Origin of the sequence: Streptococcus downii (genome assembly GCF_004353325.1) — a bacterium.
GTDB lineage: Bacteria > Bacillota > Bacilli > Lactobacillales > Streptococcaceae > Streptococcus > Streptococcus downii.
In genome coordinates this window covers 412273-432577 of the sequence record NZ_MZNX01000006.1, presented here as the reverse complement: position 1 = coordinate 432577, position 20305 = coordinate 412273, and the positions used below count along the sequence as shown (strand labels likewise).

The 20305-nt window shown below is 35.7% G+C and carries 20 protein-coding genes and 1 tRNA gene; 5 read left to right on the top strand and 16 right to left on the bottom strand.

What is annotated here, in order from left to right:
* Positions 1-75 precede the first annotated feature (75 nt).
* The 16 genes from E2R31_RS03985 to htrA all read right to left on the bottom strand — a co-directional run bounded on the left by E2R31_RS03985 (position 76) and on the right by htrA (position 17032).
* The gene (locus E2R31_RS03985; RefSeq protein WP_132972947.1) at positions 76-549 is read right to left on the bottom strand and encodes a sigma-70 family RNA polymerase sigma factor; all 474 of its coding nucleotides are present in this window, start codon (positions 547-549) and stop codon (positions 76-78) included.
* Between the two features lie 120 nt (positions 550-669).
* Positions 670-2628: an ATP-dependent zinc metalloprotease FtsH gene (gene ftsH / locus E2R31_RS03980; RefSeq protein ID WP_132972945.1), complete on the bottom strand. Its 1959-nt coding sequence runs from the start codon at positions 2626-2628 to the stop codon at positions 670-672.
* 15 nt (positions 2629-2643) lie between these two features.
* Positions 2644-3186, bottom strand: a complete 543-nt coding sequence (gene hpt / locus E2R31_RS03975; RefSeq protein WP_132972943.1) for a hypoxanthine phosphoribosyltransferase — start codon at positions 3184-3186, stop codon at positions 2644-2646.
* A gap of 4 nt (positions 3187-3190) precedes the next feature.
* Positions 3191-4468, bottom strand: coding sequence for a tRNA lysidine(34) synthetase TilS (tilS, locus tag E2R31_RS03970; protein WP_132972941.1), 1278 nt, complete (start codon positions 4466-4468; stop codon positions 3191-3193).
* The gene (locus E2R31_RS03965) at positions 4465-5736 is read right to left on the bottom strand and encodes a serine hydrolase (protein ID WP_132972939.1); all 1272 of its coding nucleotides are present in this window, start codon (positions 5734-5736) and stop codon (positions 4465-4467) included. The genes tilS and E2R31_RS03965 overlap by 4 nt, the downstream gene beginning before the upstream one ends.
* Positions 5729-5851, bottom strand: a complete 123-nt coding sequence (locus tag E2R31_RS10075) for an SP_0009 family protein (RefSeq protein ID WP_279432692.1) — start codon at positions 5849-5851, stop codon at positions 5729-5731. Before E2R31_RS10075 ends, E2R31_RS03965 begins: the two co-directional genes overlap by 8 nt.
* A gap of 4 nt (positions 5852-5855) precedes the next feature.
* A complete protein-coding gene (locus tag E2R31_RS03960) occupies positions 5856-6224 on the bottom strand; it encodes a septum formation initiator family protein (protein ID WP_132972937.1) in 369 nt (122 codons plus the stop codon).
* Entirely contained in the window at positions 6217-6483 is a 267-nt protein-coding gene (locus E2R31_RS03955) for an RNA-binding S4 domain-containing protein (protein WP_001234975.1), read from the bottom strand. Before E2R31_RS03955 ends, E2R31_RS03960 begins: the two co-directional genes overlap by 8 nt.
* 57 nt (positions 6484-6540) lie before the next feature.
* Positions 6541-10044 (bottom strand): transcription-repair coupling factor, encoded by a 3504-nt coding sequence (mfd, locus tag E2R31_RS03950; RefSeq protein WP_132972935.1) that lies wholly within the window; start codon positions 10042-10044, stop codon positions 6541-6543.
* Positions 10045-10614, bottom strand: a complete 570-nt coding sequence (gene pth / locus E2R31_RS03945; RefSeq protein ID WP_061453864.1) for an aminoacyl-tRNA hydrolase — start codon at positions 10612-10614, stop codon at positions 10045-10047.
* Between the two features lie 72 nt (positions 10615-10686).
* Positions 10687-11802: a redox-regulated ATPase YchF gene (gene ychF, locus E2R31_RS03940; RefSeq protein WP_001218697.1), complete on the bottom strand. Its 1116-nt coding sequence runs from the start codon at positions 11800-11802 to the stop codon at positions 10687-10689.
* Between the two features lie 84 nt (positions 11803-11886).
* Positions 11887-12081 carry a DUF951 domain-containing protein gene (locus E2R31_RS03935; RefSeq protein ID WP_000285184.1) on the bottom strand — a complete coding sequence of 65 codons (195 nt, stop codon included), beginning with the start codon at positions 12079-12081 and terminating at the stop codon, positions 11887-11889.
* 64 nt (positions 12082-12145) lie between these two features.
* A complete protein-coding gene (gene dnaN / locus E2R31_RS03930) occupies positions 12146-13282 on the bottom strand; it encodes a DNA polymerase III subunit beta (RefSeq protein ID WP_000581146.1) in 1137 nt (378 codons plus the stop codon).
* Positions 13283-13440: 158 nt separating this feature from the next.
* Positions 13441-14802 (bottom strand): chromosomal replication initiator protein DnaA, encoded by a 1362-nt coding sequence (gene dnaA, locus E2R31_RS03925; RefSeq protein ID WP_084948169.1) that lies wholly within the window; start codon positions 14800-14802, stop codon positions 13441-13443.
* Between the two features lie 223 nt (positions 14803-15025).
* On the bottom strand, positions 15026-15784 hold the full coding sequence (locus E2R31_RS03920; protein WP_132972933.1) for a ParB/RepB/Spo0J family partition protein: 759 nt from the start codon (positions 15782-15784) through the stop codon (positions 15026-15028).
* Between the two features lie 57 nt (positions 15785-15841).
* A complete protein-coding gene (htrA, locus tag E2R31_RS03915) occupies positions 15842-17032 on the bottom strand; it encodes a serine protease HtrA (RefSeq protein ID WP_000681809.1) in 1191 nt (396 codons plus the stop codon).
* A 183-nt stretch (positions 17033-17215) separates the two neighbouring features.
* On the opposite strand from htrA, the gene rlmH reads away from it, so the two are divergent.
* The 5 genes from rlmH (at position 17216) to comE (ending at position 20194) form a co-directional block, all read left to right on the top strand.
* The gene (gene rlmH, locus E2R31_RS03910; protein WP_084948172.1) at positions 17216-17695 is read left to right on the top strand and encodes a 23S rRNA (pseudouridine(1915)-N(3))-methyltransferase RlmH; all 480 of its coding nucleotides are present in this window, start codon (positions 17216-17218) and stop codon (positions 17693-17695) included.
* Positions 17696-17738: 43 nt separating this feature from the next.
* Positions 17739-17812: transfer RNA gene (locus E2R31_RS03905), tRNA-Arg, on the top strand.
* A 166-nt stretch (positions 17813-17978) separates the two neighbouring features.
* On the top strand, positions 17979-18104 hold the full coding sequence (gene comC / locus E2R31_RS03900; protein ID WP_084948174.1) for a competence-stimulating peptide ComC: 126 nt from the start codon (positions 17979-17981) through the stop codon (positions 18102-18104).
* A gap of 21 nt (positions 18105-18125) precedes the next feature.
* Positions 18126-19445, top strand: a complete 1320-nt coding sequence (gene comD / locus E2R31_RS03895; protein ID WP_132972931.1) for a competence system sensor histidine kinase ComD — start codon at positions 18126-18128, stop codon at positions 19443-19445.
* The gene (comE, locus tag E2R31_RS03890) at positions 19442-20194 is read left to right on the top strand and encodes a competence system response regulator transcription factor ComE (protein ID WP_084948177.1); all 753 of its coding nucleotides are present in this window, start codon (positions 19442-19444) and stop codon (positions 20192-20194) included. Before comD ends, comE begins: the two co-directional genes overlap by 4 nt.
* Positions 20195-20305: the final 111 nt, after the last annotated feature.

The window sequence follows — 20305 nt, the reverse complement described above, 5'->3', positions numbered from 1 at the left end:
ACCTTGAGCTTTTCAACTCTTTCTATTATACCTACTTTTCCTACTTTGTCAAGGACTTTTTTGCCTATTTTCAGTTTATCTAAAATCACTCAATACCACTCTTAATTCTCCTAGAAGTGCCTTGCGTCCTTTGAAACATTCTCCTCCCATCAGGCGTTCTAGTTGTTCTTGTTTTTCTTTACTCTGACTTGCCTTGTAATTCCTTAGAAGCTCATGAAAGAGATAATAATCATCTAGTCTCAGGCCTTTTTCTCCTAGACGATGACTGATTTCGCTCACCTCCTCATAAGGCTCTTTGTCGAAACGGCGCTTGTGACTTTCCTGTTTACGGATGGAGTCTAAGATGCGATTGCGGAATTTGGTTTTAAAGCACACATATAATCGGCGACGTTCACCAACTAGTAACTCTGGATGGTGACTGACCAGCTCATACAGGCACATCATCCCCTCCTGGTCCCAGTCTTCTTTCTCCCACAGATGTAAATGGTATTCTTTGCGGCACTTATGGACAATCCCTTTACTTTCTTCATACAACTCTTTTAGATTCATAGACCTCTCCTTTCTGCATTTAGTTTAACAAAATGCGCGAACCCCTGAGTCTACTTTCTCTATTCTATACTTCTTCCTCTCTCAACGGCACATAAAAAGAGAGACAAGGTCTCTCTGGGGTTATTTTTCTTCACTCATTTTTGATTTTACTTCATCATAAGATAGGGCATGTGATTCCTCTTCTACTGTCTCAGGCATTTTTCCTGTTTCGTAAAGAGATTTAATTTGAGTACTATCCAATGTTTCGTATTTCAACAATGCCTCTGCAATCAGTTTGTGGGTTTCACGATTTGATTGGATAATTTCAGCAGCTTTGCTTCGTGCCTCATTCAATAATGAACGAACTTCCTCATCAATCTCATAGGCTGTTTGTTCTGAAATTGATTTTTGAGGACTTTGTGCACCAAACATAGCATGATTACCTTCATATTGAACTGGGCCAAGTTTTTCACTCATACCGTATTCAGTGACCATTGCACGCGCCATCTGTGTAGCTTGTTCAAAATCATTGGAAGCTCCTGTCGTTTGGACATTAAAGATAATCTCTTCAGCTACACGACCACCCATCAAACCTGCCAATTGCTCTTTCATATCTTCTTTAGAAAGAAGCATTTGGTCTTCTTTAGGAAGTGCAATCATGTATCCGCCTGCACGTCCACGTGGCACGATGGTCACTTTATGAACAACACGAGCATTTGACAAGACTAAACCAACAATGGTATGTCCAGCCTCATGGTAGGCAACCAATTCACGTTCTCTTTGTGATACTGTTTTATCTTTCTTAGATGGTCCAGCAATCACTCTGTCCTCTGCCTCATCAATATCTGAAGCATCAATGACTGACTTGTTGCGACGGGCAGCAACTAAGGCCGCCTCATTTAGAACATTTTCTAAGTCAGCTCCCACAAAACCTGGGGTTTGTTGGGCAACTAGTTTCAAATCAACATCGTCTGCTAGAGGTTTGTTTTTAGCGTGAACTTTCAAAATTGCTTCACGACCTTTAACATCAGGACGACCAACCAAGACTTTTCTATCGAAACGTCCTGGACGGAGAAGAGCTGGATCTAGAACATCTGAACGGTTCGTTGCAGCGATAACAATGATTCCTTCATTTCCCTCAAAACCATCCATCTCAATTAAGAGTTGGTTCAAGGTTTGCTCACGTTCATCATTTCCTCCACCGAGGCCGACACCACGTTGGCGACCAACAGCATCAATTTCATCGATAAAGATGATGGCTGGCGCCGATTTTTTTGCATCCTCAAAAAGAGAACGAACACGACTTGCACCAACTCCGACAAACATTTCTACAAAGTCAGATCCTGAGATGCTAAAGAATGGAACTCCTGCTTCTCCAGCCACCGCCTTAGCAAGCAAAGTTTTACCTGTTCCCGGAGGACCCTCCAAAAGAACACCTGCTGGAATGCGGGCTCCAAGTTTTGTAAATCGTTTTGGATCTTTTAGGAATTCAACAACTTCGACTAATTCTTGTTTTTCTTCCTCGGCACCTGCAACATCTGAGAATCGTACCTTGATATCTTCTTTGTTAGCAGCTTTGGCCTTGCTACGTCCAAAACTCATTGGATTTCTACTATTATTTCCTCCCATATTTCCCATCATAGAGAATAGGAAGAAGAAGAGAATAGCAAATGGCACAACAGAAACAAGGATATTGATCCACATACCGCTTGAACTCTCATGTTTGACTGTAACCTCAGCCTGATGTTCAGAAGCAAGTTTTTGCAATTCTGAAACTGTTGAATCCGACGGAAGAATGGTACTTGAGAATCTTTCTACTTTTGTAGCAGTAGGAGTGAAAAATTGAATCCCTGTTTCTTCTTTACTAGTCTTAGGATTTTTATAAACACCAGACACCTCAATGATGCTACCATTTGGCTGATAGGTCAATTCTTTTACATTGTCAGCTGTAATTTCTTTTACCAATTCTGTATAGTTAATTTTTTCACTTTTTCCAGCAACATTTCCAGAGTAAAAATACTGGAACCCTGTTACAAGGAAGAAGATAATTAACAAGTATAGAAATGGATTTCTAACTAAACCATTATTTTGTTTTTTCATTAAAGATAGATCTTTCTAATTTGAATAAACTTCTTCTTTCAATACTCCAACATAAGGAAGGTTACGATAATTTTCTTTATAGTCCAGACCATAACCTACTACAAACTCATTTGGAATAGTAAAGCAAGTATAATCCGCTTCAATTTCAACAATGCGTCCTTCTGGTTTGTCTAACAAAGTCGCGATTTTAACAGAAGCTGCTTCTCTTGCAATAAACATATCTTTCAAATTCTTCAAAGTTTGACCTGTATCGATGATATCCTCTACAAATAAAACATGTCTTCCTTTGATATCTTGAGTTACGTCTTGCTTGATATTGATCACACCACTACTTGCTGTTCCACCATGGTAGCTAGATACCATCATGAAGTCCATCTCAATATGCGTATCAATATGTTTGACCAATTCAGCCATAAAAGGAATCGATCCTTTCAAAATTCCAACAAGAATTGGATTTTTCCCCTCATAGTCCTTGGTTAGTTGCGCACCTAACTTTTTAGCTGCTTCTATAATCTCATCATGTGAAACGAGGATTTTTTTTATATCGTGTTCTAACATCTTTTTACCTATCTATTTTTTCTATATAAAGTACAGTGTTCATTATATCATTTTTCGTGTTTTTACTCAAATCACTGATAGCAATTCCCAAAATTGAGACAATTTCTCCAAATTGCTCAATAATAGGGGTTATTTTTCGTTTTTCAATAGGAATTTTCAAATCTATAAACAAACGTCTCAGTTTCTTTCGATGCCCATTCAGGATAAGAACATCGCCAGTTTTTCGACACCTAATATGTACAGGTGTTTCTCGTGAAACCGTTACTTTTTGAACAGAATCCCCTTCAATAGGGATACCAAAGGAAAATAAATAGCCCATATATCGAACTTGATTTTGATAGTATAACACAAGTTCATCTTCCTTTTCATCGGCCTGAGGACTGATTTTACAAACTCGAAAATATTGATACTCTTTTATCAATTCATAGCCATTTTTAAGAGAATGACGATACTGGCTTTTAGTTGCTAAAATCTGTCGAACTTCGGCAAACTGAGCCTTTGTCAGATTTAAGTCTGGAAATTGATTAAGATAGTTCTGGAGCAAGATTCCTTGAGTTTGTTGAGAGTATGAAAATAGCTCATTCAAATCTTCCACATCAATTTGTTTCGAAAGTTCCGTTATTGTTGCTTGGTAATCTGAAATTTCCCTTCCAAAATCTAAAAGGGCGGATTTAAGACAAGGATTTTCTTTTTCAAGTTCTGGTAAATACCTATTCCGAATGCGATTGCGAAAATAGGTATTTTCCTGATTTGTTTGATCTTCGAAATGAAAAATTAGTGGAAAATCTTTTTTATGAAAATGCAACAAGGGACGGATGATTTCAATATCATCAACGACTTGACTTTCTTTTATTCCTGTTAAATGACGTAGCCGACTTCCGCGAATGAACCGCATCAAAATCGTTTCAACCTGATCATCCGCATGATGAGCAGTAACCAAGGCTGTCGCTCCAACCTCTTTCATGATTTTCCTAAAAAAATCATAACGAAACTCTCGAGCACGCGTTTCTGAAAAGTCTCCTGAAAAGCTTGTGATATAAATAGGAAGTCCAGCTGCATCAGCTAACTTTCTTAGTTCATTTTCCTCCCAGTCAGACTCACTTCTCTGCTTGTGATTGACATGTGCTAAAATCAACTCAATTCCCAACTCATTTTGATAAGTAGACAATAGCTGGAATAAAAACATCGAATCCAATCCACCAGACAGAGCTAATACGACCTTAGAATGTTTTTTGAAATACTCTTTTCTGAGAAAATGATTTAAAAAATCCTGCTCCCTCATTTTAGAACCTCATAGACATCCTTGGCTATCTTAGTAATAGTGTCATAATCAGAATTTTTGGTGAAAATGGAAAGAACGAAAGGAGAATCCGTATAGATAATCGCAGTGTCATGTTTAAACTCGTCGGCATCTCCAATTTTGTGAGCTACCTTAACCGAAACACCTTTCGCAATTCGTTGGTTATCAAAATTCGTCTTGCTTAGAGACTCTAGTACAAAGCCATTCTGATTATAAATAGCTTCCATGACCTTTCCAGCCATTTTTGAAGAGGCTAATTTATCATTCACATCCCAATCTTCACCCATAATGGTGGACATTTTTTCTTTAAAAGCCCCGTCAGATTGATTGGTCACATAATAACCTAAAATATTATGAGCAACATTGTCAGACTCTTTTGTTATCTTGGTAATTAACTGTTGGAGACTGTAATCTTTGTTGTCTCCTGTTTTAGGTAAACTACCACTACCTTCTGGTTTATAGGATCCGGGAAAGTTATTCACTTCTGGAATATACTTGAAGCTGCTATCCAGCGTATATTCCCCTTGATTTATCTTATCTTGAGCGTAATAAAGATAGGCTAGTTTCAAAATACTAGCTGCATAGAGTTTGCTGTCTTCATTCACCCCAGCCTCTTTACCTGTACTCAGCTGTTTAACATAAACAGAATAATTTTCATTCTGATAGTTGCTTGACAAGACTTCTTGAACCTTCTGGATACGATTATCTTCTTCTGAAACAAACTCTTTTGATACCCACCCAATTTGATCAATATGAAGAAATTCTTGTCCCTCAGCAAAGAGGGTTCTATCCACTGTTACGCGTTGATAGGGAGAGAGGGATGAAGAAATTTCTTTAGCACCATAAGGACTGTTATAGATGACAAAACCCGGGTCCAACCATACTTGTCTATTTTGAGTTTGAACTTGACTTTTATCATAGACTAAACGCTTATCTGCAACAATAAACTGATGATTGTCTAATTTAAAAACAGGAATACCTTGTCTATTCAAACGCCATTCTACGATTTTAAAGGTGGTTCCAGGAGTCAATTTTCCAGACTCCTTTACAAGATCTTCATTAGCATAGACAGCTGTTTCTCCGTAAACCATTGGGGTTTCCAGAGTTTCTTTATAGTAGAATCCATAATCAGACTCAGTTAGATAATAAATTTCTTGTGAAGAGTAAGGAAGCTGTTTTTCCGTGCTAACTACTCTTGAAGTTATGATAAAAACAGATAGTAGTGATAACACTACTAAGAACTTACGCATTCTTCCCTTCCCTTTCTTCTTGTACTCGTAATAAATGGTTTTTAGCTGCCAATTCCTCTAATTTTTCATCTGATAAACTTAAAAACTGCTCAACAACTTCTAATAAATTTTCCATGACTTTACCTCGGAAGCAAATCAGGAATTGTATAAATTGCTTCTCGTTTCTTTGAGTAATAGTACTTGGCGCGTGCATATTTTGCTACATAGTCTTCATCTTTCAACTTCGCAGCAAAAACAGATTCCTTATCCTTTTCATCACTAAGAGTTTGGTACTGCTCTTTCAACTCTGTCAATTGCTGACGACGTTGTAATAACTGATTATAGCTTTGAGCCAAGTTATAAGTTGGTAAAATAAACAACAAAATCATCAAAATAAGAACCCAACCCATAAAGCGATTTCGTTTTTGTCTCTCCTTCATCAGGTAACGACGACGTTGATGTTCATTTTGAATAAAAGAATTATTCATCTGTACAATATTTTTAGACATTTTCTTCTACCCGTGTTTCACTGAGAATTTCATACATGCCTGCTGCATCTTCTTTTTTTGTACTATCTTTCATCTCTAGTACTTTAACAAGCAACAACTTATTTCCAAAGCGAATTTCAACTTGGTCATCAACTTTTAAATCCGTTGAACTTTTGGCCAAGATTCCGTTCACCTTGATTCTACCTTTATCTGCTACTTCTTTTGCGACCGTGCGACGCTTAATAATTCGTGATACTTTTAAATACTTGTCTAATCTCATTTTTATTACCTCAAATTATTATTGTACCATTTTTATCCTTTTTATAGAAGAAAAACGTCAAAGAGAATTAGCTTCCTTTGATTCTTTTATCTCTAATAAACCTTCTCCAAAAATCAGCAGACCTTCTAAAATTTCATAATCCTTCTTGTTTCGGACATCGAATATGACTTCCATTAATCCTCTATTCTCCGCTATAGCTGCTTTTAAGTTCGTTGCAGATAAGGCTTTAAAATAATCTTGAGCCAAGAACAGTCGTTGAGTGACTTTTTCAAATTGAACTGTAATCTTATTTTCTTTTCTCTCCACACGTTCTACAAATACCTTGTCCAAGTAAGATTTGACCAAACCAATCTCTAAAAGATAGGCCACTACGTCTGGATATTCTCCAAAGCGGTCCATCAACTCTTCTTGTAATTCTTCATAGTTGACACGGTTGTCAATTTGACGAATTTTCTTGTAAATTTCAATCTTATGTCGTTGGTCAGAAATATAAGTATCAGGAAGATAGGCATCAATTTGTAAAATCAACTCAGCATTCCCTTTAGTCCTTGTATTCCCATTGCCATTACGTTTAGCGATAGCTTCCTCTAGTAACTGAGAATACAATTCAAAACCAACAGAATCAATGAAACCAGACTGCGATTTTCCTAATAGATTTCCTGCTCCACGAATCGAAAGATCTCGCATCGCAATCTTAAATCCTGATCCCAATTCTGTAAACCCTTTGATTGCTTCTAATCTCTTCTCAGAGACTTCACTGATTGATTTTTCTGGACGATACATGAGATAGGCATAAGCAATTCGATTACTACGACCGACTCTTCCTCTTAATTGATACAAGGTTGACAAGCCCATATGATCTGCATTTTCGATAAATAAGGTATTTGCGTTTGGAATGTCAACTCCTGTTTCAATTATGGTAGTTGTTACCAAAATATCATATTGTCCTTCAATAAAGTCCAATAAAGTGTTTTCCAACTGAATTTCACTCATTTGTCCATGAACATATCCAATTGAAGCCTCTGGAATCAACTCCTGTAGCTCTGAAACCTTCTGGTCAATCGTGTCAACTTTATTGTAAAGATAGTAAACTTGACCTCCACGCTCCATTTCACGCAAAACAGCATCACGAATCACACTATCATTCTTTTCCAAAACATAGGTTTGAACAGGATAGCGATTAGTTGGAGGAGTTTCAATAACAGACAAATCACGGATTCCCAGCATAGACATATGAAGGGTACGAGGGATTGGTGTTGCTGTCAAGGTTAGAACATCTACTTGTTTTTTTAGTTCTTTCAAAGTTTCCTTATGCTTGACACCAAATCGTTGTTCTTCATCAATAATCATCAAGCCCAAATCAGAAAACACAACATCTTTTGACAAAACACGATGCGTTCCAATCAAAATATCAACTTGACCATTCTTTAATTTTTCAAGTGTCTCTGCCTGCTCTTTTTTACTTCTAAAGCGACTCAACACATCAATATTAACAGCAAAATTTTGGAATCGTTCCTTAAAATTCGTATAGTGTTGTTGTGCTAAAACCGTCGTCGGAACTAGAACGACCACCTGTTTGTGATCATTGACCGCCTTAAAGGCAGCACGCATTGCAACCTCAGTCTTCCCAAAACCAACATCTCCAACCAGAAGTCGATCCATGGGATGAGAATCTTGCATATCTTTCTTGATTTCCTCAATACTACGAAGTTGATCATCCGTTTCAACATAAGGGAAGGCATCATCAAAAGCATGTTGATCTTCATCATCAGCTGAGAAAGCAAAACCCTTCAACTGACTACGTTCAGAATAGAGTTTGATTAAATCGTCAGCTATATCCTCTACCTGGTTCTTAACTTTTTGCTTGGCCTTTTTGAAATGACCATCATTTAATTTATTTAGTTTAGGAGGTTTCCCATCACTTGAAACATATTTGGACAGTAACTGAATCTGTTCTACTGGGATGGAAATTTGGTCACCATTTTGATACTGTAAACTGACATAATCACGGTGAATGCCTTTGATTTCAATTGTTTCGATTCCTAGATATTGACCAATTCCATGGATATGGTGAACAACGTAGTCCCCTTTTTCAAGTTCATTATAATCTTTTAATCGCTCTGCATTTGAAGCATGTTGTCTTCTAAAACGACGTTTTAATTTCTTTTGAAAAATCTCATGTTCAGTAATCAAGAGAATTTTTTCATCTACAAAATGAAAACCATGTCTTAGATTACCTTCAATCAAGTTTACAGATTCTTTACAGATACTTGACTTATTTCTAGAATCCAATTTGATCTGGTATTCCTCTAAAACATCCTCCAATGTTTTACTTCCCATTGAATTGCTAGACTGCAAGATAATAGTGTAGTCCATTTTTTTATATCGCTCAATTTCTTCTTTAAGAAAAGAAAACTGATTGAAGAATTCTTGCATGGGGTATTGATTAAATTGATAAATGTGATCAAACTTGAGATTTCCTAAGCCCTTTTGCAGATTAGAGAAAAAGGTAACTGGACTTTGTTTTTTATAGGTTTGCTCTGTATCTGCAAAATACTGCATCTCAGAAAATGATTTACCATTCTGTAAATCTTCTGTAAAGTATTGCGCTAATTCTCTTTCAAAGGCTTCATACTGATTCATCAATTTTTGATAATCATCAAAGAATACTGGTATATCTTTTTCAATATAATCAAAGACAGTCCATGTTTTATCGTAACATAAGGACAAAAACTTGCGACTATCTGAATGTACTTGTTTTTGATGAAAACTTGACAAAATTTCTTCTAAATAGGATTTTAAAATTGGTGATAGAGTCTTCGAAAGTTGCTTTTCTAAAGCTGACTGACCTCGTTGATAATCCTTTTCTCTCAAAAGCATATCACTAGCTGGAAAGATGGCAAGTTCTGTCTGATTTTCTTTTGATAATTGTGTTTCGACTTCAAAAGTACGAATACCATCTACTTCATCACCAAAAAACTCGATTCGGAAAGGTTCTAACTGAGACATCTCAAAAATATCTAAAATATCTCCTCGAATACTAAACTCACCTTGGGTCTGTACTTGAGTAACTTTTCGATAACCGATTTCCTTTAATTTGTGAAGAAGGTCATGTTGGTCATATTCTTCACCAACTACAATCCTTATAATACTTTCTTTAAATCCAGTTGGAGAAGGTAAAATCAATCGACTTGCTGCGATATTACAAACTAAAATCCCTTTCTTAGACGGATCATTCAAAAAACGCAAGGCCTCAACCCGCGAAATGATTTTTTCTTGCGAAGACATCAAAAACTCTACCATAGGAGAGTCATCTACCAAAAAAGGATAGACAACTTCCTCTCCTAAGAGAGAAAGAAGATCACTGATAATTCGTTCTGCTTCTCCATAAGTTGAAGTCAGTAACACAATCTTATTTTCTTTTTCTAGACTGCTTGCAATTGCAATAGCCTTGGTAGACGTTGATAAACCAAGAATTAGTTGTCTTTTCTTATTTATCAGATTTTGATGCCATTTTTTTATCTGGTCATTTTCTGAGAATAAATCTAATAAAGTCACCATTTAGCCGTTATACCTCTGCATTGTTTTCTCAAAGTTTTTCTCTTGTAAATAGTAGTTTACAGCATCGTCAACCTTGTCAATTGACTGTAAAATACCTACATAGTCATCTTGATCAAACTTACTTAAAACATGGTGAACAACTGACATGCCTTTTTTGGGTCTTCCAATTCCTATTTTAACACGGTTAAATACTTGGGTTCCAATATGTTGAATAATAGACTTGATACCATTATGGCCACCTGCTGATCCCTTTGCTCTTAAACGAATTTTCCCAACTTCCATGTCAAGGTCATCGTAAATAACGAGTAAATCTTCAATATCCAAACCATAGTAAGTCAATAGAGCATGAACTGCTTTTCCACTTTCATTCATAAATGTTGTTGGTTTGACAAGATAAATTTTTTCGCCATTGAGGAAAAAAGAGGCTAGGTCAGCTTGAAATATCTTGTCGTGTGTAAAGGTGACGTTTTGTTTTTTAGCTAGTTGGTCAATCAACATAAAGCCAACATTGTGCTTGGTTTCAAAATATTTATCCCCTGGATTTCCTAATCCAACAAGTAATTTAGTCATTTATTTTCCTTTCAAAAGCCAAAAGGGTTGGAATTTTTTTCCAACCTAATTGACACTATTTGTTAAATGTTATTAGACATTAAAGCGGAATTCCATGATATCGCCATCTTGAACAATATATTCTTTTCCCTCTTCACGCAAGCGTCCAGCTTCTTTTACAGCCTTTTCAGATCCGTATTTCACTAAATCCTCATATGACATGGTTACTGCACGAATAAAGCCTTTTTCAAAGTCTGAGTGGATAATACCAGCTGCTTGAGGAGCTTTCATACCACGCTTAAAGGTCCAAGCGCGAACTTCTTTTTCACCAGCTGTGAAGTAAGTTCCAAGTCCAAGTAAGTGGTAAGCAGCTCGAGTTAATTTATCAACGCCTGATTCTGTCAAGCCAAGTGCTTCAAGAAACTCTTGCTTATCTTCATCATCTAACTCAGAAATTTCTTCCTCAGCACGCGCAGAAATAACTACTACTTCTGCATTTTCTGTCGCTGCAAATTCTCGAATTTTTTTAACATAGTCGATAGAATCTGGATCTGAAACCACATCCTCATCCACATTAGCAACATAAAGAACTGGTTTAGTGGTCAAAAGGAAGAGTCCTTTGACTACTTTTTGTTCCTCATCTGTGAATTCAATGGTACGTGCTGATTTTCCATCTTCAAGAACAGGTTTAATCTTTTGAAGAACGTTAAACTCTGCTACTGATTCTTTATCTTTTTGCGTACGTGCCATCTTTTCTACACGCGCATAGCGTTTATTTACTGACTCTAAGTCAGCAAGAATCAACTCTAGATTAATGGTATCAATATCTGCAAGTGGATCCACAAAGGCGTCTTCACGTCCTTGCTCGCGCATCACATTTTCATCATCAAAAGCACGAACTACGTGAACAATCGCATCTACCTCACGGATATTGGCCAAGAATTTATTCCCTAGCCCTTCTCCTTTTGATGCTCCTTTTACAATCCCTGCAATATCTGTAAATTCAAAGGTTGTTGGGACTGTCTTTTTAGGGGTAATCATTTCCGTTAGTTTTTGTAGGCGTTCATCTGGAACTTCCACCATCCCAACATTTGGATCAATAGTCGCAAATGGGTAGTTTGCCGCCTCTGCTCCTGCTTTTGTAATTGCATTAAAAAGGGTTGATTTACCAACGTTTGGCAAACCAACGATACCTGCTGTTAAAGCCATAGTTTCTCATTCTCCGTTCTCATTTCAATCCCTAACATTATAACACAAAAAGGGAAAACTTGCTAACCCTCTAACTAAGGGTTCTTAGTCAATAATCTTATTCATTTTTCGTTCAAAATCATAGCGACTCATCATGACAAGGTGGTCACAATTGCTACATTTGATTTTGATATCTGCCCCTACGCGTGTAATTTCCCAACGATTAGCTTTTTTTCCTGTTGATTTAATTGTGCAAGCATGTGGTTTTTTCATCTCAACAAAATTTCCAACTTGATACATACTACTCTCCTTTTCTTTTTTGATTATATCATAAAAGAGGCGAGCCAGGCTCAACCTCTTTAACTTAATTTGTACGAACTGGTGTGATGAGCTGCATGAAGTCTTCGTCAGTATCTGCTGGCACAAGAGTAAATGGACGAACAGCTGAGATAAAGCTGATAGTTACTTTTTCACTATTTAAAGCCTTGAGAGAATCAATCAAGTAAGTCGGGTTGAAACTAATGGTCAAATCATCACCAGTAACCTGCTCAGTATCGATTTCTTCGTTTACTTTACCAACTTCAGGAGAATGAACATGGGCGCTAACAACACCACCTTTAATTTCAAGCTTCACAGTACCATTTTGAGTCGCACTTGATAAGAGGCGAGCACGTTCCATAGATTGACGCAAATTAACGACATCAAAAGTAATTGTAGTGTTAAAGTCTGTTGGAATCAAACGATCTGTATCAGGATAATTACCTTCTAATAGACGGGTGTAGAAGCTAATATTTTCGCTTCTAAAGAGGATTTGATTATTTGCAAAGAAAATCTCTACAGTTTCAATATCATCTGTAAATACCGCTGAGAATTCGCGTAGAGAACGACTAGGAATTACTACATCGAAATCATCACCATTTTTTTCAAGAGTCAATTTCTTTTGACTAAGGCGGTGTGAGTCTGTCGCAACTGTTTTTAGTTCTTTGTGTTGGCTCAATACGAAGTGGACACCTGTTAAGATTGGACGACTTTCTTGTGTACTTGCAGCAAAAGCTGTTTCATTGATAATTTTCTTGAGTAGTTTGGTTTCAAGAACCAAAGGTGTGCTAGCTGAAATTTCTTGGATTCGTGGATACTGTTCGCTATCTTTACCTTTTAGGGTAATTTCTGATTTGCCACTGGTTAAGACAATTTGTTTTTGTTCAATCTCTTTGAAATCTAGCGTTACATCTGGAAGACTAGATACAACATTGATAAAGAAAGAAGCTTCAAGAAGAATCGAACCTAAGGAAGTAATCAAAAGACCTGCATCTTCATTCTTTTGAGAAATGAAATTTTCAATGGAAATTTGACCATTTGAGCCAATTAAAGTAATACCTTCATTGGTAACATCAATTTTGATGGTTGATAAAATTGGAATAGCATTTTTGGAGCTAATTGCTCGTTTTGTGGTATTTAGGGCTTGTAGAAATAAATTTTTATTAATTGAAAAATGAATCATGGATTCTCCTTTATTTATTTTTAGTATTAGAAGGATAATAGAAATAATAGAGTGTGTGAATTCTGTGGAAAACTGATTTCTATTTAATGACTTCAAGCTTTTTAGCTTGTTTAAAAAATGTGGATAAAAAAGATAAGAAAGGAAAAGTTATCCACAAGCTACTTAATTTTCTTTTTGATTGCTTCTATTTCTAAACGTAAATTGTCGTCTTCGTCAATCAAGGATTTAATTTTAGCATGGGCATGAATAACGGTGGTGTGATCCTTTCCTCCGAATTCTTTTCCGATTTTTGGAAGACTATTATCTGTCAGTTCTCTAGCTAGATACATAGCAACCTGACGTGCCAAAACGATGTTTTGAACTCGTCTTGTACCCTTCATTTCTTTGACACTCACTCCATAAAAATTCCCCACTTCAGTTTGTATTTTGTCAATTGGAATGACTAGCATTTGGCTAACATCTTGCTTGCGCGCTCTAATAGCTTCTGCCGCAATATCAATGCTGATATCCTTAATCTTCTTCACTCTGGCAATTAAAGTGATATCGTTGATCGCTCCTTCAAGTTCTCGAACATTTGAATCGAATTGACCTGCTAGGTATTCTAGTGTATCGCTTTGAAAATTATAGTCCAAATGTTCCGTTTTACTCTGAAGAATGGCGATACGTGTCTCAAAGTCAGGTGGTGTGATATTTTGAGTCAAGCCCCAGCTAAAGCGCGTGACAAGTCTTTCCTCAAGGCCCTCTAAATGTTTAGGACTTCGGTCACTAGTCAGAACGATTTGTTTTTGATTGCTATGAAGAGCATTGAAGGTATTGAAAAATTCTTCTTGAGTTGCAACCTTTTTACCACTGAGAGATTGGATATCATCAATTAGTAAGAGATCAAGGCTTCGGTAAGTTTTTTTAAATTTTTCCATTTCCCCGAGCCTCAGGTGTTCAAGAAAATCATTGATAAAACTTTCAGCAGGAATATACTTAACCCGAGCTTCAGGAATATTTTTTAGAATTTCATTTCCGATAGCATTCAGTAAGTGGGTTTTCCCTAGTCCAGGACCACCATAAATGAAAAGGGGATTATAAGTCAAGGCGAGGTCTTCGGAAACAGCCAGAGCAGCAGACTTAGCCCAGATATTCCCATCTCCTTGAATAAAGTTATCAAAGGTATATTTTTCCTTCAATCCTGTTTCAGAATATGGAATAGCAAGATTGGCCTGTGAAGCAACATAATGATTGCTATTTTCAGAATCCATGACATAGGTTGAAGATTCTTCCTCAGGCTTTGTTAAGACAAATTGAGTTTTTATTTCAGTATCATAAACTTCAAAACCAGCAGCCACAATGATATCTTTGAGTTGTTTTTTCCAAACCATTTCCATTTCAGGTCTAGGTAAAAAGATAGTAGCTACATTTTCCTCCACTTTTATGAGCTCAGCAGGTGTGGCGTAGAAATCGTACATAGAACGTGTCAATCTTTCTTGAGCCAATTCCAAGATTTGATTCCAAAATTGTTTTTCTTTCACTGATTATCCCCTCCTTTGCTATATTTGATGTAAAAAGGTTTATTGTTAGATTTATTTTACCATAGATGCTAGCATTTTTCCACAATCTGTGGAAAAGAATCCACAATGTTTACATTCTTTATCCACAGGTTGGGGATAAGTCAGGGATTTCCTTGAATTCTTTGGTTTTTTGTTATAAAAATTAGTGGATAAAATTGTTGATTAAGAAAATAAAAGAACAGCCTTATTTCAGGCTGTTGATAATTCTGTCATATTCTTCTTGACTTGAAAAAGAAATAACAATCTTTCCAGTATCTTTTGTAGAAAGTTTAATTTCTACATTTAATCCAAGTTGTTTTTTTAATTTATCTTCCTCATCTTTAATGAAAGAATCACTTTTTTTCTGCTTCTTTTGTTTTTTCTCTGTAAGAAGTGCTTCTAACTTTCTCACAGAGATATCTTCATTTTTGATTAGTTGAAAGAAATATTCCTGTCGCTCTTTATCCAAACCAACTAGTGAGCGTGCATGAGCTTGAGAAAGTCTACCATTTTCTACTTCAGATAAGATATGCTCTGGTAGGGAAAGCAAACGAATAAAATTAGTGATATAAGGACGAGATTTTCCCATTTTATCCGCTATCTCAGTGTGAGTAAATCCTTTTTCTACCAAAGATTCGTAGGCGCGTGCCTCTTCAATCGGATTCAAGTTTTCTCTCTGTAAATTCTCAATGATAGACTGAATCATCATTTCCTGATCTGAGAGGTGTTTTACAACTGCTGGAATAGAGGTCAGACCAGCCAAGAGAGAAGCTCGATATCGTCTTTCTCCTGCAAGGATTTCATAACCAATTACAGGAGATTGACGAACGATGATTGGTTGGATTAGCCCATTTTCTTTGATTGACTGAGCTAATTCTTTTAATTTTTTTACATCAAATTCTTTCCGAGGTTGATAGGGATTTTTTTGTATTTCCGAGATAGAAATCATTTCAAATTTTTCCATGATTCTACACTAACATATCTTTTATTATATGTAAAGTTTTCTTTACACTGATGTCAATTAAGATTCTAAATCACTTGTACTTTTATCTAGCTTAACAGTTGTAGTCTCCTCTTTCCCATTTCGATAGTAGGTGATTTTAATGGTGTCTCCGATAGAATGGTTGTAAAGAGCACTCTGTAAATCTGTTGACGAAGAAATCTCCTTGTCGTCAACTTTGGTAATAACGTCGTATTTTTCAAGGTGACCAGATGCAGGCATATTACTTTGAACAGATTTTACCACTACACCAGAAGTTACGCTACTTGGAATATTGAGTTTTCTAAGATCACTAGCTCCAATATTAGCTAAATTAACCATTTGAATTCCAAGAGCAGGGCGAGTCACTTTACCATCACTTTCAAGCTGTTTAATAATATTTTGAGCATCATTTGATGGGATTGCAAAACCAAGACCTTCGACAGAGGTTCCACCATTACTTGCAATTTTACTTGATGTAATCCCGATAACTTGGCCCTGAATGTTTACAAGTGGACCACCAGAGTTACCAGGGTTAATGGCAGTATCTGTCTGAATAGCTTTTGTAGAAATGGCTTGACCATCTTGAGATTTTAGAGAGACATTTCGATTGAGACTTGAAATGATTCCTTGGGTAACTGTATTGGCATATTCGGATCCTAGAGGACTACCAATTGCGATTGCAGTCTCACCAACATTTAGTTTGCTAGAATCTCCAAATTCTGCTACGGTTGTGACTTTTTCTGAAGAAATTTTTACGACAGCAATATCAGAGAACGTATCAGAACCGACAATTTCACCAGGAACTTTTGTACCGTCTGCTAAACGGATATCAACTTTTGAAGCTCCTTTAATAACGTGGGTATTTGTCACAAGGTAGGCATCTTTCCCATTCTTTTTGTAAATAACACCAGAACCTTCACTTGCTACCTGTTGAGAGTCGGTATCCGTATCTGTCTCGTCATTTCCAAAAACACTATTTTGCCGATTTGCTGAATAAGTGATGACCGACACAACGGCATCTTTTACCTTGTTAACGGCCTGAGTTGTTGCATTTTCATTTTTGTAGGAAGTCTGAGTAACAGTGTTTGTAGTGTTATTTGTGGCTTGACTTACTTGTTTTTGATAAAGTTGCAGTGTCACAAAACTTCCTAGGGCACCACTCAAAAATCCTATCAGAATGATGATAAGAAAGGTAACTCCTTTTTTGTAAAATTTTTGTAAGTGTTTCATAAACGCCTCCGTTTGTTTTTTATTTGATTAAAGTATAAATCTATTAACTTAATTCAAGCTTAAAGGTAGAAGTTTTACACAAGTTGTGGATAACTCGCTTTTTTCTTTGAATTTGCTAGTTTTTCTAGATGATTCTTTGTGAATAAGATGTGAAATAAAGTGTGGATATGATAGAATAGAAGAATGAAAATAAAAATTGTAACAGTTGGAAAACTGAAGGAAAAATACCTTAAAGATGGCATTGCTGAATATACTAAACGAATTTCTCGTTTTGCCACTGTAGAAATCATTGAGTTAGCTGATGAAAAAAATCCAGATAAGGCAAGTGAGTCAGAAAATCATAAAATATTAGAAATAGAGGGAAATCGAATTCTTTCTAAGCTTGGAGAAAGAGATTTTGTAGTTGTGTTAGCAATTGAAGGAAAAATTTTCTCCTCAGAAGAATTCAGTAAACAACTGGAACAGGCTTCTATAAAGGGATTTTCTACCCTTACATTTATTATTGGTGGAAGTCTGGGACTATCCCCTGCTGTGAAGCATCGTGCTAATCTCTCTGTTAGTTTTGGGCGTTTGACCTTGCCACACCAGTTAATGAGATTAGTCCTTGTTGAACAAATTTATCGTGCTTTTACCATTCAGCAGGGATCCCCTTATCATAAATAGAAGATTGACTTACTTCTTGTTTTTTGATAGAATGGTCATGTTAGGTCTCATAGCTCAGCTGGATAGAGCATTCGCCTTCTAAGCGAACGGTCGCAGGTTCGAATCCTGCTGGGATCAGTACATTAGAGAAGAAGCTGGGATTATTTCCCAGCTTTTTTCTTCAAAAGGTGCATTTCAGGTGTAAAAAAGTACAGTTGAGAAGAAATTTTTCTTAAGTGATCTTCATTTTGTATAATAGATTTGTAAGATAACTTACAAGAAAAACAATACAGGAGATTTTATTATGAAAAACACAGTTAAATTTGAACAATTTAAAGAAGTAACAGAAACAGAATTGCAGGAGATTCGGGGTGGGGAATGGAGAATTCCAGAATTAATACGTAATCTTATTTTTCCAAAAAGAAAATAACTAAAATAAAGGTAAAAAGTAATGAATTTATTTGGATTAGTAATAGCTTTTTTTTATGTTTTTATCATTAGTAAAATTTATGAATGGACTTGTAATGCAACTAAAAAAGAAAAATATATTTATAGTCTTTATGTCTTTTTACTACAATTAATATTAGAAGAAATAATGTATTTGCTAGCCTTAGATGGTTACGGTTTGTCTAAATTTTTATTTCCTTTACTCATATTCGGTTACTTTGTTGGATTTCAGAAGTATGATAAGTCTAAGGGAGTTTTTATAAGCCTATTATTTTCTCTCTTATATCATAGTAGTAATAACTTTATATCGGTAACTTTATCATCTATAACAGGAGATGATATTGCATTAGAATATAATAATTATTTTATTATATTTGTACTTATTTTAACCTATTTGGTTATTAAAATTGTCATATCTTATTTCCATTTGGAGTTTAAATATTTTGACAAAGAATATCTCTATTCTTTTTTGAAAAAAGTGCTATATGTATTTATCTTCCTGCATATCGTCTCTTTTATTTCAGATATCGTGAGTACTATTTCTCATTTAAATAGTTTTGGAAGTATTTTATCATCCGTAGTTTTTGTTGGGCTCCTTTTAACCTTCTTTGCAATGGACTCTTACAAGGTTCAAATTGAAAAAGAGATTGCTCTAAAACAAAAGAAATTTGAACAAAAACATTTACAGACTTATACTGACGAAATTGTGGAGTTATATAATGAAATTCGAGGTTTTCGTCATGACTATGCAGGGATGCTTGTCAGCATGCAAATGGCGATTGACAGTGGAGATTTACAAGAAATTAACAGGGTTTACAATGAAGTCCTAGTAAAAGCAAATCAGAAATTGAGGTCAGAAAAATATACTTACTTTGATTTAAATAATATAGAAGATTCTGCTTTACGAAGTTTAATTGCTCAATCGATTGTCTATGCACGAAAAAATGATGTAGAGTTTACATTGGAAGTAAAGGATATCATTACTAGACTGTCAATAGATTTACTTGATCTTGTTCGTATCATGAGTATTTTATTAAACAATGCTGTTGAAGGTGCCGCAGATAGTTACTTGAAACAAATTGAAGTTGCAGTCATTAAAATGGATTTTGAAACAGTTATAGTCATCCAGAATTCATGTAAAATCACTATGACGCCTTCAGAAGACTTATTTGCCTTAGGTTTCTCTACCAAGGGAAGAAATAGAGGTCTAGGGCTTAATAATGTCAAAGAGATTTTAGATAAGTATGACAACATTATGTTAGAAACAGAGATGGAAGACAACACATTTAGACAAATTATTAGATTTAAGAGGGAATTTGAATGAAAGTACTAATTTTAGAAGATGTTATTGAGCATCAAGTGAGACTTGAGAGAATATTGAATGAAATCTCGGAGGAATCAAATATTCCTATTTCTTATAAGACAACAGGAAAAGTTCGTGAGTTTAAGGAATATATCGAAAATGATGAAGTAAATCAGCTTTATTTCCTAGATATCGATATTCACGGAATTGAGAAAAAGGGCTTTGAAGTGGCACAGTTTATCCGTCACCACAATCCTTATGCTATTATTGTCTTTATTACCAGTCGATCTGAATTTGCTACTTTAACTTATAAATACCAGGTATCAGCTCTAGATTTTGTAGACAAAGACATCAATGATGAATTGTTCAAAAAACGTATCGAGCAGAGTATTTTTTACACTAAGAGCATGCTGCTTGAAAACGAAGATGTTGTAGACTATTTTGATTACAACTATAAGGGAAATGATTTGAAAATCCCTTACCATGATATTTTGTATATCGAAACAACAGGTGTTTCTCATAAGTTGCGGATTATTGGTAAGAATTTTGCCAAAGAGTTCTATGGAACAATGACAGATATTCAGGAAAAGGACAAACATACCCAGCGATTTTATTCTCCTCATAAATCTTTCCTAATCAATATTGGAAATGTTAGAGAAATTGATCGAAAGAATCTAGAAGTTGTCTTTTATGAAGATCATCGCTGCCCCATCACTCGTTTGAAAGTTCGCAAACTGAGAGATATTCTGGAGAAAAAATCTAAAAAGTAATTGACAATTAGCAAGAAATTGATATAATGGTTATATCTGCTACAGATAGATGGTCCGTTGGTCAAGGGGTTAAGACACCGCCTTTTCACGGCGGTAACACGGGTTCGAATC